We start from the raw sequence: 24,539 nt of genomic DNA on the forward strand, positions 1-24,539 counted from the left end.
TGAACATCATTTATTGAATATTTCATTCTTAATTTTACAAATACTTGTTGTTATAAGTGTTTGATTTTACTAATTTAAATCCTCCCATAACATTGTTTGCAGGATCTTCTATAACTTCAATATAAGTTCTGATTAATCTTCCGGCTGCGTCATATTCAAATCTTGTAGCGAGACCATTATTGCCAATAATGTGTGTTAATTCATCCCACTCATTATAGACATAACCAGCTATTGAAGATGATACAGGACGTATCATTAAGTCGTCAAAATACACTTTAGTTGCATCTGTTGAACTTAAATAGATATTACATGCACCTGCAGGAATTGGCAAGTAAGCTGTTTTAAGCTGCCAATTTGCTGCGGTGATATTATCAGAAACAAAATCATAAGCAGTATTGTCTACTTTAATAATAGCTTTTGCGGCATTAGATTTTTCTACCCAGACAGATACTTTATACTTTCCGGCTCTGTGTTCTAAATTTTTCATTGAAACCGTTATCATAGATGCAGACGTAGTTTCAATTGATTTTTTTCCGGTATGGAAATAAGTGCTGTTTTGCTGATTGGCGTTTGTAACTGAAATCTCAGGTTCCAGATGCGTTGGAAAATTAGCAAAAGGATTATTTTCGGCTCCGCAATAAAACATTTCACCATAACGACCATTACCATTAACTGTTGTTTTAGTATCATTATCTCCCATTTTAGTTGAAGCATAGTTACCATTACTGTCTTTCATTTCTAATGGTGCTGAAAAATGATCATAAAGTGTTACTTCAGATATTTGTTTCCACTTTGAAGCCTGCGTAACATCTATACCAACCCCAGAAGGAAGATCCCAGTTAAAACCATCATCAGTAGCACTTACATAACCAGTGAAGATACCATCAGAATCTTTGGTTCCATTCCATATATAAGATTTGTGCTTTCTCCATATTTTTTCTTTTATCACGTTTGGAGTAGCAACAGATCCGGCAATATTTTTATATGCCCAGACATTACTCCAGGTGGTGATGCCAACGCCGGTTTCTTTCCATGCGCCGCCATTAGGACCATTAAGAATATAAGAATATTCGGCAGCTGTTTGAGACAGCATATTCTTATTATTAATATTATCTCCTTTGCTACCCATATCAGCATATTTTAAATAGGCAGGTACAGTTCTTGTTTTATGAGATTGGCCATCACTTGATTTTGATGTTGTTTCTGTTACCTGACCGGTAAGGAAATCGTATTTATCATAATAAGTAGTGTTTGTATAGCCTCCGCTGGTAGTTGATGTACTTTCTAAACGATTAGGAAAAACAACTTTACTTACTGATGTATATAAATACCTGCTATCTAATTTCCAGGATTGATTTTGATTAGCATCATAAATAATTTTCCAGCTTTGTATTCGCTTTATATTTTTATAACTCTCCTGTGTTATACCGTTTTCTTTTGAATCATTATCAAAAAGTTTATAATTGTTTACCGTTTTTGATATAAGCTGATCTTTACCATTATAATTTTTTAATGATATTAAACTTCCAATATTAGAAAATTGATCATACATGATTATTTTATCAGAATGATACCTTTTGTATGACCAGTCTGATAAATTATCTCTTCTGTTTGTTCCTCCAAAAAATTTGATATTAAATTGATTTCCAAATTTATATTCAAATTCTCCCAAATTAGGATCACTAAAAGTTATGTCATCCATAACTTTGAAATTATAAATAGATTTACTGTATACCTGCGAACTATTTTTTATGGAAGTAGTTACATATTCATATAAAACTTCTGGTGAAGGAATTTCTTCAACAGCTTGAATATTATCAATTTCTTTGGAGTCATCAGTAGGTTCAAAAGATGTTACTCCCGAAACGTAATTGGTATAAGGATTCATATAATCATACTCAACCGCCATTTCATTAGAATTATCAAAATTAGATGTTGCAATTTTGTGAACCCTTATTCCACCGCCTTTTTTACCGGTTCTACCATATTGACCGGTTATAACATTATAATTAGCAACTACTTTAAAACTATAAGCATACTCATTTTGATTTGTTATAGAAGGAATATACCCAACTCCACTACCAGGAGTATTTGCCGGATCAGTATAACAAAATGGCCCCTCAAAGAAGGAAGAGTGTAAAGTTAAATTGGTATTTTCATTGGTTCTTAAAGTCAGTTTTTTATTGGCATCATCAATCCCTATTACGGTATAATAAGTACTATAATCATTTGATTTTAGTTTATAGCGGTTATTAGTAAGTTGTAAAAAACTAAAATTCAGTTTTATTTCAGAATTTAAACTAAAAATATTGCTCAAATTATCATTATAAAAGAAATTCGGATCGTTAGTGTTTAAAGTTACCGTGTTATTTAGGATTGTATATTTTACAGGTATATATACATTGTTTTTTGGTCCAACATAAAAAGGGCTTGATTCTTTTATATTTTCAGTGTGATATGCAGCCATTTTTCCAAAAGAATCAGATTCATATTCTACCTTGATCTTTGTTCCAATTGGTGTTATTATTTCATTTAAACTCCAGGCATCAGGTTGATCCTTGACATATCCCCAAACATCAGAACCGTTAAAGTTATATGGTGTCGTACTTTTTGAATAATTAAATCTATACGGAGGTATAATTTTATTATTGCCTTTTCCATTAATTTCTAAATTTCTTAAGGCTAATCTTCCTGAACTGGCATTTGGTAAACTTGTTCCCAGCGAATAGTCATATCCTAAATTAATTACTTTTTGTGCCTTAGATTCTATATTAAATCCTTTAGTAATATTAAATGCGGCAATATCATCTTTGTCCAGAATATTTTGATCTGTATTGATATCCGATTTAATTACATTATAAGGATTTTTTCGTGCATTTGCGTCCGGTAAACCATCAAGAATAGCAATGGCCTGCATTCCATAATCAAAATAAGTGTAACCTGTTTTTCGATTTGTTCCGGTACCCAAATTTTTAGCGACATTAAGCTGATCGCTATTTTTAACTAAAATTATTTTATCTAATTTTAAGCTTAAATTTTCAGGAAGATCTACATACTTATAGGTTTGCTGCCTGTAATTTTGCTGACTATAGTTTTTTAATGTATAGGTATTTGTTGGCTTTTCATCATAATAGCTTCCAACCTCGATAGGTTTTTTTAGCTTATTAGAAAATGCTTGCGTGATATTCGCGGGCATTGGACCAGATGCGTATTGTCCATTTTTATATTGTAAAGGAGTACTCTTATCATCATTTCTAACAGATTTTACAAAAAGAGCAGTATGAGTTCTTGTTTTAACTTTATCCAGATAATAAATTTCTTTTCGTCCCCAAAAATATAAGTACTTCTCATTGTATGTTTTTGCACCCGTTTTTGGTGTTTTCCATCCATAACCATCAGACCATTTTCCGTATTCAAATTGTACCCAGTAACCATAGTCACTTTCGTCGGGTGTATTATTATTGTTAACGTCAACATAATCCGGACCTGTAATAGCGGTTAATAACCAATGCGTTGCGTATGGTTTTGTTTTAACTGTTTCTAAAAATTTATCATTTTCATTTAGATTATTAGAATAATTTTTATAAACTTCCTCATAGTTATAAACAGGGAGAGAAAAATGATATGTTTTTCCATCTATTGTTGTTACTCTGTAAGCTCCGATACCATTCTCGGCAATATTTTTATAAGCTTGTCTATTATATCCGGATACTTCAAAAAACATTCCATTGGTATTTCCTTCAGTAATCTCTTTATTTGTAAAAGCTTCAATAAAACTGCCGTCACGCTTTCTGTTTCCCGTTTTTGTCAATAATCCATCTTTATTGTATGGCGATGAAAAAGTATTATCGGTATCAGTAAGTATGGTGTTAACAAGTTTACCATCTCTTGTATTTTCACCTGATTCAATGTCGGGTATGTTTAATGGTTTAAAATCACCAGTTTGGGTTCTTAGAAATGAAGAATTTACATTGTCAAGATTAAAGAAAAATTTATTATTTAATTTATAGGTTGCGTCAGTTGCTTCAACAGGTTTAGTTAAAAATAATTCATCTTCAAATTGAGTTGTTTTTGTTACCAGATCCGGTGCTTTAACTTCGCTGCCTTTTCCATATAGTAATAATTCATCTTGAATTTTAGGTGAGAATGATGCAAAAATTCCTTGTGCACTTACAGAATAATTGTCATAATTTGGTAAAACAACATTTACGAATGTTAAAGGATAATTTGCAATTGGATAATCCGTACGTTTATTTTTATCAATTACTAGATGCGACCTAACATCCATATAACTCCTGTTGTCTTGAACATAAGATGATTCATTTTTTGAATCAAAAATATTTAGAGTCCCCGAAATGTAATTTGGTGTAAGTTTAAACAGAGAATATTTAACATTAGTATGTTGGTATCCAACCCAGAAAAAACCATTAAGATTTATGTTAAAACCATTGGTAGAAGTTTTTTGATAATAGTCTCCTTGTGATGCTGATGAACTTAAACTTGTCATCGATGAACCATTATAAGATACCGACGTTCTTTTTAAGTCAGAACTGAGTGAAATTCCTACCGCATTTCCTTTAATATTTGTAGATAAGGATTTAGAATTTAAATCATAACTTAAAGAACCTTGCAAAGAAGCTCCTCCGGAATTTGATGATAAACCGTAAGATATACCTACGCTAGCGCCCCCATTACTGTTCATATTCAAGCTAAATGGACCGGCATTTACGCCCATTCCCATTTCAAAATTACCATCTGTATCAAAATTAGCAGTCATTCCACCATAACCTACTACACCTCCCCAAGCTTTATGTGCTCCCCAGGATCTACTCATACCAATTGTTACACCATTTGGTAATGTACCACCTATAGAAAAATTATAATAATCTAATGACTCTCCCTGATCATATAATAATTCAGATAATCTGGTTTTATCCCAATCATCTGGCACTCCTTTAACCGATCTGTTTATTGCACCTGGATTTAATGTCCATCCAAGACCTACCCATGAAGCTTCCTGATCCATTGCAATACCTGCATGATATGATAAAGACAAAGGATATCCTCCCTCGGGACTAGGCACATTCAGCAAAGGCAAAACATAAGACATGTCTCCGGTTGCTAAGTTAACCATATCCGTGGAGTCGACAGGCTCAAAACTAGTTGCTTCTGGAGCAACAGGTCCATTATTCGAAGCAAATAAATCGCTTGGAAAAATAGTTGGAAAAAAAATCAATAAGAAAAAAGTGGCAATAATACGATGGCGCTTGTGGTATTTGGTCATGGTAATAAGTTGGTTTTTAGAAACTTAGTTGTGGTTCGTTTGTTAAGGCTTTGGTATCTATTTTAAATTTGATATCTCCTGTTTGGAGTCCTAAATCTTCAATAACAAAATTTAGGTACTTTTGATTCATATATTTTGGGTCTCGAGGATATACAACCATAATAGAGGTAGAATTACTCATACCATACATTCTGGGATAAACAAAATCGGCAAGGGCTAATGTGTCTTTTGTTGGAGAATAAACATGAAGTTTTTCTTCCATGCCAAAAGCTAATTCATTGACCATTTTTCCAAATTTAGCCTGATCCTGGGCAACACCATTTAATAATTCCTGATTGTTTTTTGACATTGACAGATTAAAATACAGGTATTGACTGTAATGCTTTCTGAATTTTTCGACTTTATCCGGATTGATATCATCACCTAATTCCTGTTTTACTAATAAATCCGTTGGTCGGTATTGTAAAACATAATCAACATCGGCAACGGTTTTTTTATAGTGGTATCCGTTGTCTTCATTTTGTATATAATTACTCATTTCCTCTTGTGTATCAAAAGTTTTGGTACAAGAGGAAATAAATAATAATAAGATAAATGGTAAAAGTTTATTTTTTATCATATTCAGCATTAAGGCCTTTTAATACTTCTTCAGTTAAGTCAGTAGATTCATCAGCATACATGATGTTTCCTCCACCGCTTGCGCCAAATATGATTTTGTAGTTATGATCTTTTCCGTATTCTTTGATATAATCGTTAATATCATTAATTACGGTTTGCGTTACTTTTTTGTCTTCTTCCTCAATTTTTTTCTGGATAGCTTCCTGATAACCATTTATTTGCTGTTGCTTGTTTGACAACAACTCTTGTTTCAGTTTTAATTCTTTTGGAGATAAACTACCTCTTTCTCTTTCGTAGTTTTTTAATTCGTTTTGCCAATTACTAACTAAGGAATCAACATTAGCTTTCATCAAAGTAGCTTTTTTATCAAATTCTGCCTTAACAATTTTTGTTTTGTTATAACCTGTAATTAGTTTATTAACGTCTACATAGACTAATTCTGAACTGGATTTTGCAAAATATATTGCAATAACGCTTAACACTACTGCTAAAACAGCAGCATACAAAGGGATTTTTTTCATTTTTACTTGTTGGGAAAATTTTAACAATAATATTAATTAGTTGTTAATTTAACAAATTATTAAAGAATTTTATGTCAGAAAGTTTTTAACAAGGTCGATTTATTGGTAAGTAATCTGTTATACTTTGCCTTACAGCGTTACTAATCAGTATAAAATTTAAAAGCAAAAAAAATGAAAAAGAGGTTATTTGTAGTGTAAGTATATTCTTAAATTACTGTGATTAATTTGAAAATTTCTATTTTAATATAGTTTTTACGCCACAGCAAGTTTAGTAGTAGAATTAATTAACAATAAAGTTTGCATATCTACTTCACCGGCAAAAAAGGTATCCAAGAGTTCTTTAAATACCGGATCGGCATTTTCAACTTGAGCAAAAAGGCTCATTGATGAACGTAGTTTGCGGGCATCTAAATCGCCTAAAATAGATTCGATTGATTTTCTTTTGAAAGTCAGTAAAAGCTTTGAGATTTCTATAAGATGTTTTGCCAAAACAGGATGCTGTAAAAAATCACTTGCTTCTTTAAGATCATTTATGGCATAATAATTTGCAATACTACTCGTACCAAGTCCTTTTATTTGCGGAAAAATAAACCACATCCAATGTGTTTGCTTTTTGCCTTTTTTAATTTCTGAAAACGCAGTAAGATAAAGTTTATTTTGTGCATCTAAAAATCGCATTAAATCAGTATTTAAGTAAACCATCAGTATTTGAATTTATAAAGATTTATAAAAGTTTTTGGGGTGTTCCTGTGCTTAGTTTAATTGAATAGTATCTTATTCGCTTAATTTTTAGTACACTCCAAAAGTAATAATGAAGGGTATTTAAAGTTTATATAATTTTTTTCATTTATTATATAATAACAACATTGTGTAGTTTTAGAAAGAAGTTTAGACATGATTTTGCATGATTTAAAGGTCTGCAAGACTACTATATCTAAACATAAACACAATAAAACTTCCTATTTATTTTTCAATTCTTTAGCTTTGATTGATTTTACCGTTATAATTAGAAGATTTAATAACGTTTACAAACTATAACATAAAAATTTTATAAACGAATAAGATGAAAACTTTTTCACTTTCAAGACATAGCAGGCTTTTCTCCGTACCTGAAAGTAGTAAAGACTATCTTTTTGTTGGGTCAGGAGATCATCCGTATCACGAAGAACCTTATCGCGCAGAAAGTTATGCGATTGCTTATATTTTTGAAATAACCTGATATAATTCAGCATAATGAGTAACAAGATCTGCAATAGGAAATCCGCGGTTTAAACCACTGGGATTAGGCAGAATCCAGACTTTGGCACCACAAAAATCTTCGGATTGTAATCCCCATAAAATTTGTTTTTTACCTGAAAATGCTACGTAAGCAGCCTTCCCAAGAAAAGCAATATATTGAGGTTGATACTGCTTTATTTTATTTTTAAAAATGTCAATCGAATCTTTAAATTCATCTTTAGAAAGTTCATCTGCGCGAACTGTTGGTCTTGCAACCGCGGTAGTTAAACCATAACCAAAATCGAGAATAGTAAAGTCATTTTCAGGTTCGATTTGCTGAGGTGTAAAACCGGACTGATTCAAAACCTTCCAAAACCGATTGCTTCTTCCGGAAAAATGATGTCCGTCAAAAGCAGATTTCAAGCCGGGATTAATTCCACAAAAAAGAACCTTTAAGTCTTTTGTTATATAATCGGTTAACATTTTTTTTTAATTATTAATTGTGAATTGTGAATTGTGAATTGTGAATTGTGAATTGTGAATTGTGAATTGTCACTTTGTAACCCGCTCTTCTTAGTGAATTCTAACACATAGAAACATAGATTTTGAGTATTTAAATCTTATTTGGTTTGCTCACATATTTATTGTCTTTAACAAAAAAGCGCCAAGGCAAGAGCGCATCTTCCTGAGCGTATGCAACACCTACACGTGGCAATGCGACAATAGCATCTTCGGGATATTTGATGCCATGATCTTCGACCCAGATTTCTTCTCCGGTTAAATCTTTTTCATTAAAAGAACGATCTATTCCCAAAGCTTTTGCCGCAGAACCCGGACCGGACGAAATTGCGGGTTTTGTTGCAGACATATTGCGCCTGAATTCCATAATATCTTTTCCTACTAAAGGTTCAATTGCTCGTATCAAAACGGCGTGTGGTTCACCTTCAACAGAACTTACGATATTAAATAGATTGTGAATTCCGTAGCATAAATAAACATACGAAATACCGCCCTGGTTATATAATGTTTCGGTTCGGTTAGTGCGTCGCCCGCCGTATGCATGCGAAGCTTTATCCTGAACACCAAAATAAGCCTCGGTTTCTACAATTATTCCTGCCGTAATTTCTCCGTCGATTTGCGTGTAAAGTACTTTACCCAAAAGATCTTTCGCCAAAAAAATTACATCTTGATTAAGGTAATAGGAGAACGCTAACTTTTCCATGGTTGTTATTCGTGAATTATAACCTAAATATAAGATTGAAATTTGTTTTATTTTTCAATTTCTGACTTTTTATTTTTTTTATTGAAATGCTCTGATATCAACATTACCTCCTTATACACAATAGCAGGTACAACTTGATCCAATTAAAAAAAACCTCAGTAAATATAGATTAGCTGAGGTTGTAGTTTTTATCATTAGACTTAATTACGAAGCAGGAAAAACAGGTTTATTTGCAACAGTAGATTAGATTAATTTTATAATACCTTTCAATTTTTCTTTTAGCAGTATTATTTCCTCTTTAAGTTCTAAATTTTCTCTTTTTAGAAAGTCGATTTCTTCAAGTATATAATTTGGAATATCTAAATGAGGACTTTTTAAGTTACTTACCATTTGATTTTTTCTTGAAAAATCCTGATAAATAGCTGTTATTTCAACTTGGAGAATTTTAGACATTATTTCCCATTCCTCCATTGTTATTTTTGAAATTCCGCGCTCTTTCCTGCTATATGTCGCTTGTTTCATGCCCACTAAGTTTGCCATTTCTTCTTGCAGTATTTGCTTTTGTATGCGCATTTCATGCAGTTTTGTTTTGCTCACTTTTATCTTTTTTAACTGTTTTGGAATCAGTAAATATAAATGGGCAATTTTGATTTAATTCTGAATTTTTAACAACGGCTAAAAACTTTTTATATAATTAATCGTAAAACTTTTTCCGTCATAAGCCGGCATTATAAAAGAGGTAGATTTGTTTTCTTTTTTTCCAAACAATTTTCGTGTTAAGTAAGGATTCATCCAATAAGCTGCTTTTGTACACAAAATTCCAATTCCGGCTCCGGCCGCAACATCAGTAAGCCAGTGTCTGTTATTGTACAGTCTGAAGATTCCCGTTCCGGCGGCAACGGCATAACCCGCAACGCCATACCATATTGATTGGTCTTTATATTCCTGATATAAAAATTCGGCACCGGCAAAAGCAATCGCGGTATGTCCCGATGGAAAAGAGTTGTTAGAAGTTTCGTCCGGTCTTTCGACATTAGTTATGGATTTTAATGCAAAAACCGCAGTGGTTGTCAATATAACCGATGTTCCTAATATTACGGAACGATCCCGCATATTATTTTTGCCTTTTACACCAAAAGCATTCAACGCATAAACAGAAACTGCCGGAACATATCTGGAGAAATCATCAATAGAAACTTTACGATCAATATCTTCTGTAAATTCATCACGAATCTGCGAATTAAAACTTTTAATCTGACCGCTTTCCATTCCCCAAAATCCGTAACCAATAAGAACTGCCGGAATAATTAGCTGCTTGTAGTTGAATTTGATATTTTGAACAGTATCCAATTTTATACTGTCATTTACCTTTATGTTTTGCGCTACAGCATTAAAAGATATCATTAGTAAGAGTGCAAGGATGCTGATTTTTCTCATTTACAAAGTATTGCAGGATGAAACAATTTATTTAAAGCTTTCTAAAACAACTATTTTTATTGCTATCAATTCTAAAGATATTAATTTTCTGTTTAAGTTCTAATCCATTAGGATTAAATGTTGGCAGCAAAAAATTATTGACAGAAAGGTTTCAAAGTATTACCAAAAGAGATAATCCGTTAAGATTTAAATATTGGCAGCAAAATAAAGATGCATCAAACAAAAAATTCCTTTTTTTGAATGTTTAGCCTAGTTTGTGAAATAATTAATTTCACCAACTAATTCGTGAAAATTTGTGCAATTCGTGTTTTAAACCAATACTTGTAAACCATTTGAGAGTATGCCAACGTTTATAATATTGCTTTTTAAATTGCGCTGTTCACCATCAATCTGGGCATCAATAAATATTTTTGAAGGCATTTCAATGTTTACCTCTTTTACTAAATAATGCTTTGCTTTTTTGAATTTTTCAATTGTATTTCGAAGCACATTAAATCCTAATAGCAGTTTTTCGATAAAAGACAATTCGGGAATTATCACCATATCCAAAACACCATCTTTAAGGCTTGCTTTTGGTGTTAAACTCATATTATAACCCATTTCGTTTGAATTTGAAATAAACAGCATAAACGGATTAATCTCTATTTTTTGATCCTGAAAACAAACAATAGCCGACTTGGCTTTGTATTGAAAACTTGAAGAAAGTGCCGCTTTTACATAAGAAGATAAAGTTCTGTTGCCGGAACGTTCGTATTTTTTTATAATTAAAGCATCAATTCCAATTCCCATATTGCTAAAAAAATAAAACTCGTTTATTTTCCCGACATCCATAAAAGTTGTTTTTCCATTCTTGATAATGTCAATTGCTTTTTTAAAATCTCTTGGAATATTTAAATTTGATGCAAGACCATTTCCTGATCCTACGGGAATTATTCCTAAAATAATTGACGTATTTACCAAACAGGATGCAACTTCATTAATAGTTCCGTCTCCGCCACACGCCACAATATAGTCAGGATTTTGTTTTACGGCAGCTTTGGTTAATTCAACAGCATGCGATTTATGATTTGTATAATCTACTGCAATTTTATATTCTCCAACAGGAAAATGCTGAAGAATATAGGAAGCAGCCAAATTATGTTTGCCGTTTCCTGAAATAGGATTTATAATAAAATGAATGTATGTCATTACTTATTGTAAAAGTTTATTTGTAAATAGATAATCAGCAGTTTGATACCACGAAATCGTTTCTTCGAGAAATGATTGATTCATTGGTATCGATTTTAAGCTGTTATCTTGTTTATTCCAGGTATAAAATGCCTGCTTTTTTTGATCGGAAAGAATCATCACTTTTTCTTTTTTCATCAACACAAGCTTACGATACGTTCCCATAAGGGCACGTTCTTCAAATTTTGGATCTAAGACGTTTTTTCCAAAAAAATCAGATTCGTAATTCCAGTTAAAAATGGAGAATAGCGTTGGCCAAAGATCAATTTGGGAACATTGTTTGGAAATTTTTTGATTGTATTGCTGTGGTAAGTTTACAATAAAGGCGGGAATATGATAATTGGCAACATCAATTTCGTCTTTCCCTGCACTGCTTGCGCAATGATCTGCAATGATGACAAATATAGTGTTTTTAAACCACGGTTTTTTACCTGCTTTTTTAAACAATTGTTTTAAGGCAAAATCAGTGTATTTTACAGCACCCTGACGGCTTGTTCCTGACGGAATATCAATTTTTCCTTCAGGATATGTATAAGGTCTGTGGTTTGAAGTTGTCATTACAAAATTAAAAAAAGGCTTTTTGTCTTTGTATTGTGCATCGGCAACTTTAAGCATTTTATTAAAAATATCCTCATCACAAATTCCCCACGCATTTTCAAACGTTACTTCGTTGTCATTTATATTATTTCGGATTGTTTTAATGGCATCGCTTAAAACACTTCCACGTCCGCGGTCATAAATAGTAAAGCCATTTCCACCAAAATACGCGTTCATATTATCAAAATAACCGTCGCCGCCGTAAAAGAAATTGCAATCATAATTTCTCGATTTAAAAACGCTGCAAACCGTATAAAGATTTTGATTTTCAGGTCGTTTTACAATCGATTGTCCGGGAGTTGGCGGGATGCAGAGCGTAACAGCTTCCATTCCGCGAACAGTTCTTGTGCCTGTTGCATAAAGATCATTAAAGAAAACACTTTTCTGAGCCAGACTGTCCATAAAAGGCGTTATGTTTTCCTGGTTTCCAAACTCCTTCAAAAAACTTCCGCTAAGGCTTTCTACAAGAATAAATACAACATTTTTATTTTCCAGAGAGGTCGTACTGTCCGTAATAGTTCTGTGAATAGAATATCCTTTAGAATCGAATTTGGAGTTAGAATCGGCTAATTTATTTTTAATAATTCCGAAAGCCTTGTTGTTATCAATCGACGTATAAAAATCGACATATTTCATCTGATTGTTTCTAAAAGCAGCAAAAAACGAATAAATTCCTGATTTTGAAATTTCAGAATTATAACGGTTCGAAGACCATTCTGCCTGATAATTAGAAATAAAAAAGCAAAAAAATAATGCGATCGCAGCAAAACCGGACAATATAAAGAGTCTTGTTTTTACAGAAGCTTCGTAAATAAAAGTATCGGCGAAAGCATTCTTCTTATAAAAAATAAAAAGAAAAACAGCCGTTAGCAATAACACGCCTCCAACTAATATTGGCAACGGATAAGATTGCTCAATATTAGCGACAACTTCATGTGTATAAATTAAATAATCGACGGCGATAAAGTTGAATCGGGTTTTAAATTCATCCCAAAACGTTAATTCGGCAAAAAAAGTAAAGACTAATATAAAGGTTGTTAATGCGGTAAAAAAGGAAACAAATATTTTATCAACCAAAGAACCTATCCATCTGTTGGGCATTAAAGTATAATAGATTATTCCTGATAAAGAAATAAAAGAAATCGTTCCGATATCAAAAAATAAGCCGGTAAACAGCGTTTTTAATACATCAAAAATGTTCCAGGAAACTTCGTCATATTGCCAGACAAAAAAAGAGAATCGTAAAATTTGTGACAGGATTAAAAACCAGATCATAAAATGAAACAACAGCGAATATCTGCCGAATCTAGGTGATAATATACTCATAATTGCATAATATTGTGGGGCAAATTTTACAATGCAATTCTGAATTAAAACTGAATTTTGGTTTTAATTATGAAATTAAAATTTGTAGCTGTAACCAAATCTAATTACCTGTGTTTCATAATAATCTTTGCTGTGGTAGGCAAAGTCTGAACCCTGAATTTCTTTTTGTATTACAAGTGTATTAAAGATGTCTGTAGCGTTTAAAAAAACTTCTCCTCTTCCTTTCTGAACGGTCTTTTTTAACCCTAAATCAACAGAAAATCTGGAATCGATTTTTCCCTGCGGAATAATGTCCGGAGCCAGATAAATTACTGAAACCTGTGTTTTTAGACTTTTGTCTAATTGTAAACTATTGTTTAGTTTCAGGTTTCCTGATACTATTTCCTGACTTTCACCATAATAAGTGCTTGGTACAGGATATAAATTGGTCACTGTAAAAGCATCTATGGTATTTTTATACAGGTTTCCGTTTATATTAAATGAATACCATGACGTAACTTCTTTAGAATAAACAGCTTCAATCCCGAAAGAACTGCTTTCATCTGCATTTTGAAATACGTTATAAATAAGCGTACTTCCCGGAACTGTTGTCGCGATACGGGTTATAGTTCCGTTAACTACTCTGTAATATATTGACGAAGTAAAATATCCTTTTACGAGATTCCTTTTATAACCAACTTCAAAAGCGGTGGTAAATTGAGGATGAAGCGCTGGATTTCCTACTTTAATAATTTCGGCATCGTCATATTTAGGAAAAATACGAATATCGACTTCGCTTGGTCTGTCGACTCTGCGGTTGTAAAAAGCCGTTAATTTATTCTGATCGTCTATTTTATATCCAAAACGAACACTCGGAAAAGGTTCTGTATAATGATAACCATTACTTTTATAGGTAGGATGATTTGGGTTTACGTCATATTGCAATTTTACATATTCATAACGAAGTCCAAGTTCTGCTTCGATTTTATTGGTTTCGTAGATATAATTAGAATATAAGGCAGGAATAATTTCTTTATAATTTGCCCAACCGCCGGCATTGGCATCAATAGGAGAGTTTTGTCCGGGAAAAAACTGCATGTTGGTTGGAATTTCTCTGTTTCTAAATTTGAAACCGGCTTCAAAACGACCGTATTTTAAAGGTTCGACATAATCAAAATTAACATCAACCACTTTTTCGTCTGAAAGTAATTTAAAGGCATCTTTTCCTGTAAAAGAAGGCAAAATATTGGTAAAGAAATATTTTTCGTCTTCGCGGTGATACGTATAATTAATTCCGGCATTTAATTTATGACCTGCTTCTTTAAACTTGTGTTCGTAAGATGCGCTTGCCATAACGGTTGTTTTAAGTTCATCTTCAAGAAATTGCCAAAGACGCAAACGCTGCGAATAATCGTGATTAAAAAACGGTTCATCGCCGTTGTCAAGAATTTTTTCACTTCCAAAAAGTCCCGAAAAAGCAAATGTATTATGCTCGTTATAATTCCAGTCTATTCCGGTTTTAAGCGTTGTAAAATGCGTATTTCGATTGCGTACCGTTTGTTGGTTTATAATCGTTCCGTCATCGTAAGTTCGTGTTACAAACTCATTTTTATTAAGCGTTTCTGTGTAGAGATAATCTGCTTGCAGATAAGTGTTTACTTTATTTTTGCGATAGTTTAATGAAAACGAAGGATTCATTTTTGGCGTTACTTCGTATTGCGGACGTATTGTTGGCAGGTTTGATTTTCGTTGCCAAAGCGCGCCATATCCGGAACTGATTCCCACCTTTCCGTTAAGTCCTTCCTGCTTGTTTTTTTTGTAAATAATATTGATGATGCCCGCATTTCCGTTCGCATCAAATTTGGCAGAAGGATTGTTGATAATTTCAATTTTTTCGATGGCAGAAGCCGGAATATTATCCAAACCGGATTGATTTCCAAACCCGGTTAAAGCCGTTTGTTTTCCATCAATTAAAATCATGACTTTATCATTTCCTCTTAACTGCACTTTTCCGTCGTTTATGGTAACGCCCGGAAGACTTTGCATCGATTGTAAAACAGATCCGCCGCTTTGCGTAATATTATCTGCTACAGAAAATACTTTTTTGTCCATTTTTGAACTTGCTTCCGTGGCTTTTGAATTTATTACAACTTCAGATAATGCATTAATATCTTCATCAATATCAATCGTATTAAGATCAAGATATTCAGATAATGTACCAACAAATACTTTTTGCGATTTTGTTTTATAACCTATAGAAGTGATTTCCAGCAAATAGTTTCCAGAAGCGGTATTAGGAAGCGTAAAACGTCCTTCTTCATTAGTAACTGTTCCTGAAATAAATTTTTGATTTGCCGCCAATTTTAAAACAACATTGGCATAAGAAACCGGCTGTTTTGTGTTTTTATCTTTTACAAGTCCGGAAACTGCTGTCGAATGGTTTTGTGCTGTTATAATGAAAGCTCTCATTGTTAGAAATGAAAGCATTAGAATCATTTTTAATTTCATTGTATTGGTTTTTATAATAAATAAAATGCAATACAAAGTTTAAAATGGATTCTGTAGGAAGTCTGAATTTTTAAAACTTGATGCTAAAACTGTGCAAATCGTTGTAAAAAGAATAGTCGATTTCCCATTTATTGAGTTCTGCAATTTTCTTTACAATCGCCAAACCAAGTCCGTTTCCTTGTGATGAAGGACCACTTTTAGAAAAACGATTAAAAAGCTTGTCCATAATAAGCGGTGTTTTTTGTCCTGTATTCAAAAATAATAATTCATTTTCGAGCGTGGTAATAATGATTTTGCCATTTTTTTCGTTGTGGCGAATCGCATTCAAAAACAAATTATTGATTAATACTTCTGTTAAAGCAGGATTACTGTTTATTTTCAAATCTGCCGTAAATTCTGTTATTACGGTTAAATTTTTTGACGAAGCCTGTTCAGTAAAAAAGTCAAGATGTTTTTTTAAATACTCATTAATGGAAACGTCACTTTTTTCAAGATAAATTTCATTATCAATTTTAGAAAGCAGCAGCAAATTTTTATTAAGTCGGTTTAGTCTTGAAACATCTTTACTTAAAGAACCCACAAGATTAGATTGTTCTTTATTGAGTTCAAGCTGCGATAATGTATCTATTTTTGTTTGAAATAAAGCCAGCGGCGTTTGAAGTTCATGCGCGGCATTTTCGACAAATTCCCTTTGACTTTTATAAATAGCGGTATTTTTTTCAATAAGCTGTTCCAGACTTTTATTCAAACGGTCAAATTCGTCAATATCCGTAGCAATAAAATGAGGCGGTTTGTTTTTATCAATTTCAAAATCATGAATCTGATTGAGGGTGTTATAAAATGGTTTCCATAATTTTTCTGAAGTAGTTTTAGACAACCAGATAACGCCGGTAAGCAATATTATAATAATGAAGAAAAACATAGCGGCTACACTAAAAACCATTCCTTCCATTTCCAGCAGATTAATTTTTTCGGTATACGTATATCTTTTGCCATTTATTTCTACGGGAGCATAAATAAGATAAAAAGGTTCTTCTTCGCCGGCGGTCGCATCAAACATCATTTTACCAATAATAGAATCTTTGGTAATGCCGATATCAGGAACAATCATCACGTCGCGATTGTATTTGTTCCAGGCAGCAATATCTGCGGGCGTAAAATTTTTATGGCTTTCTTTTACAAATTCGCCTTTGTGCATGAGTAAAACTTCTTCCGTTTCATAAATATAAAGCCATTGGCTGATATAATAAAAAACAGGAGCAGAAATCAAGAGAATGATAACCGCAAAAACAAGAAAGCTTCTGGTTGTTTTATGAAGTAATTTTTTTTTATTCATTTTCCCATTTGTATCCCAAACCATACACCGTTTTAATATAATCGCCGCCGCCCGCCTGACTCAGTTTCTTTTTCAAATTCTTGATATGTGCATATATAAAATCGTGATTGTCCAGCATATCTGCCATATCTCCCGAAAGATGTTCGGCAATCGCAGCTTTAGATAAAACTTTATCCTCATTACCAATTAAAAATAATAATAAATCTAATTCTTTTTTGGTAATATCTAATTTTTGATCGTTTACCGTAACCGTTTTAGAGAAAATTTCAATTACAATTTCGTTAAAAATAATACTGTTATTGCCTTTAAAATTCTTGCGGCGAATTAATGCCTGCATTCTCACTAAAAGTTCTGCTAAATGAAAAGGTTTGGTAAGATAATCATCTGCGCCAAGATTAAAGCCTTCAATACGGGTTTCCAGTGTTTCTTTGGCAGAAATAACAATTACGCCTTCGGTTTTATTTTTATTTTTAAGTTCTCTTAATATATCAAAGCCATCACCATCCGGCAACATAAGATCCAGCAAAATGCAGTCATAATCATAACTGTCAATTTTGTTTAAAGCCAATTTGTAGTTTTCGGCAGTTTCACATTGAATACCGTTGGTTTTAAAGTAATTTTTAATGTTTTGAGCGATTTCGCGCTCATCTTCGATAATTAAAATTTTCATGCTGCAATTTACGATAGAATTTTGAAGAAAAACTGAATATTTTTTTGATGCCGGGAAAATCTATAAATGGCTTCACTTTAAAAAGAAAGCTTATATTGTTTTGTAATTCAATTTGTTACTAAAATACTTGAGTTAAAAACAGGCAAAATATTTTGGCAAGTTATACTTCAATTTTGAATTAATTTTGAATTTTTTAGAAAAAACCTACAAATATTTTAATATTTTTTTAGTAATCTTTTTTTGATAAAAAAGTACCGATTTTATTTGGTTCACAGTTTTTTTTGATTTTATATTTGCATGAACAATTATTTTAATTGAATCTAAATAAATCAGAAAAAAGATGAATTTAAGAAGAATAACATTATCTGCTTTGCCAATTTTAGTGTTGGGTTTTGCATCATGTTCAAATGATGATAACAATACGCCGGAAGAAACTTTTAACTATACAGTACCTGCTACTTATGTATTTGACAGAAACGCTGCAACAACAATTGATTTTTCAGGACAAACAGCCAGATTAACCATGCTGGATGAAATGGGAAACCTTTATAAAACCAGTGCTACTGCGGGAACGGTATTAGATGATAACATTTTATCTGATATGTTTGCCAATACAAACAATCGTTTTGCAGGAGCAGGCTTAAATGCGTCCGGAAAACAATTAAGAGACAAAACAGCGGGTTCTAAAGATTATTTTACATTATTATTAGGCGGCGGAACAACTGCTGAACAAGTGAGTGTTCGTGCTTTTTTTGAAACACAATTTGATAACGGAAACATGGCTTCTAAAGGTGCTGCAGCAGCTCCCGAAGTTGCAGGTATTTACCTTGACGGAACTACAAAACGTTTGTATGCTGCAAACGGTTTAGAGCCACAACAGGTTTTGTTAAAAGGAATGATGGGTGCAAGTTTGCTGGATCAGCTTTGCAACAATTATTTAAGCGTAAACAAATTAGACGAAGCGACTAACAAAGCTGACAATACGAAGAAAGTTTTTGTTACCGGAACTAATTATACGGCAATGGAGCACAATTGGGATGAAGCTTACGGATATGTTTACGGTGGCGATAATGTAACTGTAACTCCTAATGTATTTAAATACTGGAGCAGTTATATCAATCAGGTTGCTGCAGATACTGATTTTAAATCTTTAAAAGGAGATATTGATTTAGCGTTTCGTACCGGTAGAGCGGCTATTGTAGCAAATGATTACAAAGTTCGTGATGCTCAAATTGACATTATCAAAGCAAAAATTGCATTGGTTCCTGCGGTTCGTGCAGTATTTTATCTTCAGGAAGGAAAATCTAAATTAGCAGCCGGCGATGGCGGAATTAAAGCTTTTCACGCTTTGTCTGAAACCTATGGTTTTATTATGTCATTAAGATATACCAATAAACCGGGAACAAATGCTCCGTATTTCTCTAAAACAGAAGTAGATGCAATGCTTGCTACTTTAGTAAGCGGACCAAACGGATTATGGGATATCGATAATCTTTCTCCAAAATTGGATGCTTTGTCTACACAAATTGCAACAAAATTTGGATTTACAGTTGCTCAGGCAGCTACGGTAAATTAGTTTAAATAAAAACAAGGCAAGAGATATAACTTCTCTTGCTTTTTGTATTTTTGTGAAAATTCTTCAAAAATGAAAAAAATAATTTTAGTTTTAAGTTTTATAGGTTTGATCGTTGCAGCAGCTTGTTCTTCAGGCAATGACGGTGGTGACGATAACGGAGGAAGTAATTATGATCGTAAAGCTTTATTGACCAATTGGGCTGATAATATTATTATTCCAGGTTATGTTAATTACCAAAGCAAACTGCAAATTCTGGTTACCGCCACAGCTACTTTTAATACAACTGCTACTGTAGCAAATCTTCAAAGTGTAAGAACAGCCTGGTTAGATGCTTATAAAGCCTATCAATATGTGGCGATGTATAATATTGGTAAAGCAGAAGAAACCAATTTTAATATGACCGCCAACACATACCCAACAAGTACTACAGGAATTGATGCCAATATCGCTTCCGGAACTTATAATCTTGCCTTATTATCACAATTTGACAAACAGGGTTTACCGGCACTTGACTATTTAATTAATGGTTTAGGAGCAGATGATGCAGCAATTGTTACTTTTTATACAAACAATGCCAATGCGGCAAATTATAAAAATTACTTAACAGCTCTTGTTACAAAATTAAAAACAAGTACAGACGCCATCGTTACGGATTGGGCTACTTATAAAACCACTTTTATTGCAAACAGCGGAAGTTCTGTGAGTGGTTCTGTAAACATGATGACCAATTTATTTGTTAAACACCTTGAAAAAGATGTTCGAAGCGGTAAAATAGGAATTCCTGCAGGTTTATCGTCTGAGGGAGTTTTGTTTCCAACTAAAGTAGAAGCATACTATAAAAATAATGTTTCAAAAGAATTGTTACTTGCAGGGATTCAGGCAAGTCAGGATTTTTTTAATGGTAAACATTTTGGAAGCGCTGCAACCGGAGAAGGATTAAAAAGCTTTTTAGATTTTGTTAATGCAACCGGAGACGGTAAAAAGTTAAGTGATGTTATCAATGCACAATATACTGCCAGTCTACAAATTAGCGGAACTTTAAACAATAGTTTATCTGAGCAGATACAAAGTAATAATACACTTATGATTAACGCTTATGATGTATTACAATTAAATGTAAAATACACCAAACTTAATATGATGCAGGCTTTAAATATGACCATCGATTACGTAGATGGAGATGGTGATTAATCATGAGTTTTAGCGTGAAAAGATATTTAAATAAATTTTCAGAAGCCTCAACGCTAGCTTTTTTCAGGCTAGCGTTTGGTTTTATGATGGTAGGCAGTTTAATTCGTTTTGTGAGTTATGGCTGGGTAGATAAGTTCTATATTCAGCCCATGTTTCATTTCACGTATTATGGATTTGACTGGGTAAAACCGTTTGGTAATTATACATATCTGTTGTTTTTTATTTGTGGTTTGGCTGCTCTTTTTGTGGCAATTGGCTATAAATACAGAATTTCGATAATCGTATTTTTTCTGAGTTTTACCTATATAGAATTCATGGATAAAACCACCTATTTAAATCATTACTACTTTATTTCTGTAGTATCTTTTATCATGATTTTTTTACCTGCCAATGCCTATTTTTCTGTTGATGCCTATCAAAAACCGGAAAAAGCTTTTCAAAAAATACCCTCGTGGAATATTGATATTTTAAAGTTATTGCTGGGAATCGTTTATTTTTATGCCGGACTCGCCAAACTTAATTCTGACTGGCTTTTTAAAGCGATGCCATTAAAAATATGGTTGCCCAATAATGCTAATTTGCCCATTTTTGGACCATTATTAAATCTCAATTGGGTACATTTTGCCTTTAGCTGGACAGGCGCTATTTATGATCTGACGATTCCGTTTTTACTTTTAAATAAAAAAACCAGAAATTTTGCTTTTATTCTGGTTGTTGTTTTTCATGTGCTTACGAAAATTCTTTTTCCAATAGGAATTTTTCCATACGTCATGATTGTAAGTTCATTGCTGTTTTTTGATGCTGCATTTCATAAAAAATGTCTTGATCATTTGGGTAAATTATTGCGTTTACCAATTGATTTCTTTGAAAATAAAAGAGAAAAAAAAGAAGTTTTTGCCGGAATTCACAGCATTAAATGGGCAATTGTTACCTGCTTTTTGTTTTTCCAGCTGCTGTTTCCTTTTCGCTATTTATTATATCCAAAAGAATTATTCTGGACAGAAGAAGGATTTCGATTTTCATGGCGCGTTATGCTGATGGAAAAAGCAGGATATACAGAATTTTTTGTTAGAGATGCTAAAACCAAACAGGGTTTTATGGTTCATAATCATCATTTTTTGACACCTTTTCAGGAAAAACAAATGTCGTTTCAACCTGATTTTATATTGCAATATGCGCATTTTTTACACGACTATTACCAAAAACAAGGCGTTTCTGATCCAGAGATAAGAGTAGAAAGTTACGTTGCTCTTAACGGAAGATTAGGCAAACCCTATATTGATCCAAAAATAAATTTAGCCAGACAAAATGAAAGTTTCAAACACAAAACATGGATACTTCCCTTTAATGATGAAATTAAGGGATTTTAGTTTTATCCTATTTTTATTATTTTCGATACAAAGTTACGCACAATATAAAATTTCGGGAGTTGTACAAGATGATCACGGTAATCCTGTATCGCTTGTAGAAATCTATAACAAAACAACCGGAAGCAAAGACATGTCCCAATCTGATGGAAAATTTTCTATAGAGGTTGAAAAAGAAGGAGAATATGAGCTTGTTTTTTATAAAGAAAACTTTAGTTTAATCGAAAAAACAGTAAGTACTTCTGATGCTCAGATTACGATTACTTTAGAAAAAGTTACGGCACTTTCAGAAGTTGTAATCAACAAACAAAAAGATAAAATTTTTGCCCTCAATAAATTAAAAGATATTGATGAAACCGCGATTTACGCAGGTAAAAAAACCGAAGTCGTTTCGCTGAGTAAAATTACAGCCAATAAAGCAGCCAATAATGCCCGACAAATTTATGCTCAGGTTGTGGGTTTAACCATAAACGAAAGTTCTGATGGAGGTTTGCAGCTAAGTATTGGCGGCCGCGGACTTGATCCTAATCGTACGGCTAATTTTAATACACGCCAAAATGGTTATGATATTAGTGCCGATGTTTTGGGATATCCCGAAAGTTATTATGCAACGCCCACAGAATCTCTCGAAGAAATTCAGATTGTTCGCGGTGCAGCTTCTTTGCAATACGGAACTCAGTTTGGCGGATTGGTTAATTTTAAAATCAAAAGTCCAAGTACAAAACCTATTGAGTTTTTAACTAGAAATACGGTTGGTTCTTATGGTTTGTATACCAACTTTTCATCTTTAAGCGGAACGGTTGGAAAATTCAGTTATTATACTTTTTTCAATTACAAACAAGGCGACGGATTTAGACCTAATTCTCATTTTGAAAGCAAAAATTACTTTGCCAATCTAAATTATCAGTTTACCAAAAACACATCGATTCATTTTGATTATACGTATTTTACTTATCTGGCTCAGCAAGCCGGGGGTTTGACCGATAAAATGTTTGATGAAGATCCAACTCAGAGTAACAGAACCAGAAACTGGTTTGCCGTAAACTGGAATTTATTTGCACTGCGATTTAAGCACCATTTTGAGCATGACGCCGATTTCTCATTACAACTTTTTGGACTTGACGCCAACAGAAAAACGGTTGGTTTTAGAGATAACCGCGTCGACAGACCGGATGATCTTACCTTGCCACGTGATTTAATTGTGGGAGATTTTATCAATTGGGGAGCAGAGGCACGTTATTTAAAAAAATATAATATCAGAGATAATTCAAGCGCTTTTTTAATTGGAGCTAAATATTATCAGGCAAGAAATACAGGATTACAAGGACCCGGAAGCAATGGAACTGATGCTGATTTTAATTTGCATACAGATGAATTTCCGTATTATGCCAACCAGTCCGATTATGTATATCCGAATTTAAATTTTTCTGTTTTTGGAGAAAATATATTCAAAATATCATCAGCTTTTTCTATAACACCGGGCTTTCGATATGAAAAAATCAGAACAAAAGCGGAGGGTTATTACCGAAAAATTAATCTTGACGGAGCCGGAAATGTTATTTTAGATAAAGTTGTAGAGGAGAATAATGTCAAGGATCGTAATTTCTTTTTATTTGGTGTTGGGTTAAGTTACAAACCTAAAAGCGGTATTGAATTTTATGGAAATATTTCGCAAAACTACCGTTCAGTAACTTTTAATGATATTCGTTCTGTGAATGCAAATCAGAATATTTCTCCTGATATTACAGATGAAAAAGGATTTACTTCGGATATTGGTATTAGAGGACAGCTTAATGATAAAGTTAGTTTTGATTCCAGTATTTATGCTTTGTATTATAATGATAAAATTGGTGAATACTGGACAGAAAACAGCGGAGGTATTCCAATTATTTTAAGAGACAATATAGGAACCGCCTTAACGTATGGTTTTGAAACCATGATTGACTGGAATCTTGCCAAGACTTTTATGGAAAATAATGATAATTTTCTATGGAATGTTTTTGGAAACGTAGCCATTACAGACTCTGAATATTTAAAATCTCAGGCACCTCTTGTTAAAGGCAATAAAGTAGAATTTGTTCCGCTTTTTAATATAAAATCAGGAAGCAGAGTAGGATATAAGAATTTTTTAGCCAGTGTTCAAATCACTTATTTATCAGAACAATTTACAGATGCAACCAATTCTCCAGCAACTACACAAGGAATTATGGCAGGAATTGCAGGACCAATTCCGTCGTATTTTATAGCTGATTTTTCTGCTTCATATAAATGGAGAAACTGGAAACTGGAAGCCGGAATTACCAATTTTACAGACAATAGTTATTTTACCCGCAGAGCAACAGGATATCCTGGTCCGGGTATTATTCCATCAGATCCGAGAACGTTTTACACCACTTTAGAGTTTGTGTTTTAGAATGTTTTTGCGCATAGTAAACCCGACAGGTTTTTAAAACCTGTCGGGT

18 protein-coding genes are annotated in these 24,539 nt (G+C 33.0%); 5 read left to right on the plus strand and 13 right to left on the minus strand.

All coding sequences use genetic code 11. The features are described 5' to 3' along the window. Positions 1–34 precede the first annotated feature (34 nt). The 4 genes from OLM54_RS00275 to OLM54_RS00290 all read right to left on the minus strand — a co-directional run bounded on the left by OLM54_RS00275 (position 35) and on the right by OLM54_RS00290 (position 7,125). Positions 35–5,284, minus strand: a complete 5,250-nt coding sequence (locus OLM54_RS00275; protein ID WP_264536625.1) for an RHS repeat domain-containing protein — start codon at positions 5,282–5,284, stop codon at positions 35–37. Positions 5,285–5,300: 16 nt separating this feature from the next. Then, positions 5,301–5,822 carry a hypothetical protein gene (locus OLM54_RS00280; protein ID WP_264536626.1) on the minus strand — a complete coding sequence of 174 codons (522 nt, stop codon included), beginning with the start codon at positions 5,820–5,822 and terminating at the stop codon, positions 5,301–5,303. Positions 5,823–5,889: 67 nt separating this feature from the next. Then, a complete protein-coding gene (locus tag OLM54_RS00285; protein WP_264536627.1) occupies positions 5,890–6,423 on the minus strand; it encodes an OmpH family outer membrane protein in 534 nt (177 codons plus the stop codon). 252 nt (positions 6,424–6,675) lie between these two features. Further along, the gene (locus OLM54_RS00290) at positions 6,676–7,125 is read right to left on the minus strand and encodes a DUF1810 domain-containing protein (RefSeq protein WP_264536628.1); all 450 of its coding nucleotides are present in this window, start codon (positions 7,123–7,125) and stop codon (positions 6,676–6,678) included. 361 nt (positions 7,126–7,486) lie between these two features. Here OLM54_RS00290 and OLM54_RS00295 point away from each other — a divergent pair, with 361 nt between their 5' ends. Continuing rightward, positions 7,487–7,642, plus strand: a complete 156-nt coding sequence (locus tag OLM54_RS00295) for a hypothetical protein (RefSeq protein ID WP_264536629.1) — start codon at positions 7,487–7,489, stop codon at positions 7,640–7,642. Here the strand turns inward: OLM54_RS00295 and mug are convergent. The 9 genes from mug to OLM54_RS00340 all read right to left on the minus strand — a co-directional run bounded on the left by mug (position 7,621) and on the right by OLM54_RS00340 (position 17,943). Further along, positions 7,621–8,124: a G/U mismatch-specific DNA glycosylase gene (gene mug / locus OLM54_RS00300; RefSeq protein ID WP_264536630.1), complete on the minus strand. Its 504-nt coding sequence runs from the start codon at positions 8,122–8,124 to the stop codon at positions 7,621–7,623. The two genes, OLM54_RS00295 and mug, sit on opposite strands and share 22 nt — an antisense overlap. A 130-nt stretch (positions 8,125–8,254) precedes the next feature. Then, positions 8,255–8,863 (minus strand): DNA-3-methyladenine glycosylase, encoded by a 609-nt coding sequence (locus tag OLM54_RS00305; protein ID WP_264536631.1) that lies wholly within the window; start codon positions 8,861–8,863, stop codon positions 8,255–8,257. 243 nt (positions 8,864–9,106) lie between these two features. Next, entirely contained in the window at positions 9,107–9,460 is a 354-nt protein-coding gene (locus tag OLM54_RS00310; RefSeq protein WP_264536632.1) for a helix-turn-helix domain-containing protein, read from the minus strand. Between the two features lie 78 nt (positions 9,461–9,538). Further along, positions 9,539–10,300, minus strand: coding sequence for a phosphatase PAP2 family protein (locus OLM54_RS00315; protein ID WP_264536633.1), 762 nt, complete (start codon positions 10,298–10,300; stop codon positions 9,539–9,541). Positions 10,301–10,609: 309 nt separating this feature from the next. Beyond that, positions 10,610–11,488 (minus strand): diacylglycerol/lipid kinase family protein, encoded by an 879-nt coding sequence (locus tag OLM54_RS00320; RefSeq protein WP_264536634.1) that lies wholly within the window; start codon positions 11,486–11,488, stop codon positions 10,610–10,612. Between the two features lie 3 nt (positions 11,489–11,491). Then, on the minus strand, positions 11,492–13,450 hold the full coding sequence (locus tag OLM54_RS00325) for an LTA synthase family protein (protein WP_264536635.1): 1,959 nt from the start codon (positions 13,448–13,450) through the stop codon (positions 11,492–11,494). A 75-nt stretch (positions 13,451–13,525) separates the two neighbouring features. After that, on the minus strand, positions 13,526–15,916 hold the full coding sequence (locus tag OLM54_RS00330) for a TonB-dependent receptor domain-containing protein (protein ID WP_264536636.1): 2,391 nt from the start codon (positions 15,914–15,916) through the stop codon (positions 13,526–13,528). 91 nt (positions 15,917–16,007) lie between these two features. Next, positions 16,008–17,273, minus strand: a complete 1,266-nt coding sequence (locus OLM54_RS00335; protein WP_264536637.1) for a sensor histidine kinase — start codon at positions 17,271–17,273, stop codon at positions 16,008–16,010. Further along, positions 17,266–17,943 carry a response regulator transcription factor gene (locus tag OLM54_RS00340; RefSeq protein ID WP_264536638.1) on the minus strand — a complete coding sequence of 226 codons (678 nt, stop codon included), beginning with the start codon at positions 17,941–17,943 and terminating at the stop codon, positions 17,266–17,268. Before OLM54_RS00340 ends, OLM54_RS00335 begins: the two co-directional genes overlap by 8 nt. Positions 17,944–18,283: 340 nt before the next feature. On the opposite strand from OLM54_RS00340, the gene OLM54_RS00345 reads away from it, so the two are divergent. The 4 genes from OLM54_RS00345 to OLM54_RS00360 all read left to right on the plus strand — a co-directional run bounded on the left by OLM54_RS00345 (position 18,284) and on the right by OLM54_RS00360 (position 24,490). Further along, entirely contained in the window at positions 18,284–19,519 is a 1,236-nt protein-coding gene (locus OLM54_RS00345; protein ID WP_264536639.1) for a DUF4856 domain-containing protein, read from the plus strand. A gap of 69 nt (positions 19,520–19,588) precedes the next feature. Then, positions 19,589–20,710, plus strand: a complete 1,122-nt coding sequence (locus OLM54_RS00350; protein WP_264536640.1) for an imelysin family protein — start codon at positions 19,589–19,591, stop codon at positions 20,708–20,710. A 2-nt stretch (positions 20,711–20,712) separates the two neighbouring features. Further along, the gene (locus OLM54_RS00355; RefSeq protein WP_264536641.1) at positions 20,713–22,080 is read left to right on the plus strand and encodes an HTTM domain-containing protein; all 1,368 of its coding nucleotides are present in this window, start codon (positions 20,713–20,715) and stop codon (positions 22,078–22,080) included. Next, entirely contained in the window at positions 22,019–24,490 is a 2,472-nt protein-coding gene (locus OLM54_RS00360; protein ID WP_319802300.1) for a TonB-dependent receptor domain-containing protein, read from the plus strand. Before OLM54_RS00355 ends, OLM54_RS00360 begins: the two co-directional genes overlap by 62 nt. Positions 24,491–24,539: the final 49 nt, after the last annotated feature.

It is taken from the genome of Flavobacterium sp. N1736 (assembly GCF_025947065.1).
In the GTDB taxonomy this organism is placed as follows: domain Bacteria; phylum Bacteroidota; class Bacteroidia; order Flavobacteriales; family Flavobacteriaceae; genus Flavobacterium.

What these genes read in the sequence shown, in the direction of transcription:
- OLM54_RS00275 (WP_264536625.1), bottom strand. Translation starts at nt 5,284, where the DNA reads ATGACCAAATACCACAAGCGCCATCGTATTATTGCCACTTTTTTCTTA.
- OLM54_RS00280 (WP_264536626.1), bottom strand. Translation starts at nt 5,822, where the DNA reads ATGAGTAATTATATACAAAATGAAGACAACGGATACCACTATAAAAAA.
- OLM54_RS00285 (WP_264536627.1), bottom strand. Translation starts at nt 6,423, where the DNA reads ATGAAAAAAATCCCTTTGTATGCTGCTGTTTTAGCAGTAGTGTTAAGC.
- OLM54_RS00290 (WP_264536628.1), bottom strand. Translation starts at nt 7,125, where the DNA reads ATGGTTTACTTAAATACTGATTTAATGCGATTTTTAGATGCACAAAAT.
- OLM54_RS00295 (WP_264536629.1), top strand. Translation starts at nt 7,487, where the DNA reads ATGAAAACTTTTTCACTTTCAAGACATAGCAGGCTTTTCTCCGTACCT.
- mug (WP_264536630.1), bottom strand. Translation starts at nt 8,124, where the DNA reads ATGTTAACCGATTATATAACAAAAGACTTAAAGGTTCTTTTTTGTGGA.
- OLM54_RS00305 (WP_264536631.1), bottom strand. Translation starts at nt 8,863, where the DNA reads ATGGAAAAGTTAGCGTTCTCCTATTACCTTAATCAAGATGTAATTTTT.
- OLM54_RS00315 (WP_264536633.1), bottom strand. Translation starts at nt 10,300, where the DNA reads ATGAGAAAAATCAGCATCCTTGCACTCTTACTAATGATATCTTTTAAT.
- OLM54_RS00320 (WP_264536634.1), bottom strand. Translation starts at nt 11,488, where the DNA reads ATGACATACATTCATTTTATTATAAATCCTATTTCAGGAAACGGCAAA.
- OLM54_RS00325 (WP_264536635.1), bottom strand. Translation starts at nt 13,450, where the DNA reads ATGAGTATATTATCACCTAGATTCGGCAGATATTCGCTGTTGTTTCAT.
- OLM54_RS00330 (WP_264536636.1), bottom strand. Translation starts at nt 15,916, where the DNA reads ATGCTTTCATTTCTAACAATGAGAGCTTTCATTATAACAGCACAAAAC.
- OLM54_RS00335 (WP_264536637.1), bottom strand. Translation starts at nt 17,273, where the DNA reads ATGAATAAAAAAAAATTACTTCATAAAACAACCAGAAGCTTTCTTGTT.
- OLM54_RS00340 (WP_264536638.1), bottom strand. Translation starts at nt 17,943, where the DNA reads ATGAAAATTTTAATTATCGAAGATGAGCGCGAAATCGCTCAAAACATT.
- OLM54_RS00345 (WP_264536639.1), top strand. Translation starts at nt 18,284, where the DNA reads ATGAATTTAAGAAGAATAACATTATCTGCTTTGCCAATTTTAGTGTTG.
- OLM54_RS00350 (WP_264536640.1), top strand. Translation starts at nt 19,589, where the DNA reads ATGAAAAAAATAATTTTAGTTTTAAGTTTTATAGGTTTGATCGTTGCA.
- OLM54_RS00355 (WP_264536641.1), top strand. Translation starts at nt 20,713, where the DNA reads ATGAGTTTTAGCGTGAAAAGATATTTAAATAAATTTTCAGAAGCCTCA.
- OLM54_RS00360 (WP_319802300.1), top strand. Translation starts at nt 22,019, where the DNA reads ATGAAAGTTTCAAACACAAAACATGGATACTTCCCTTTAATGATGAAA.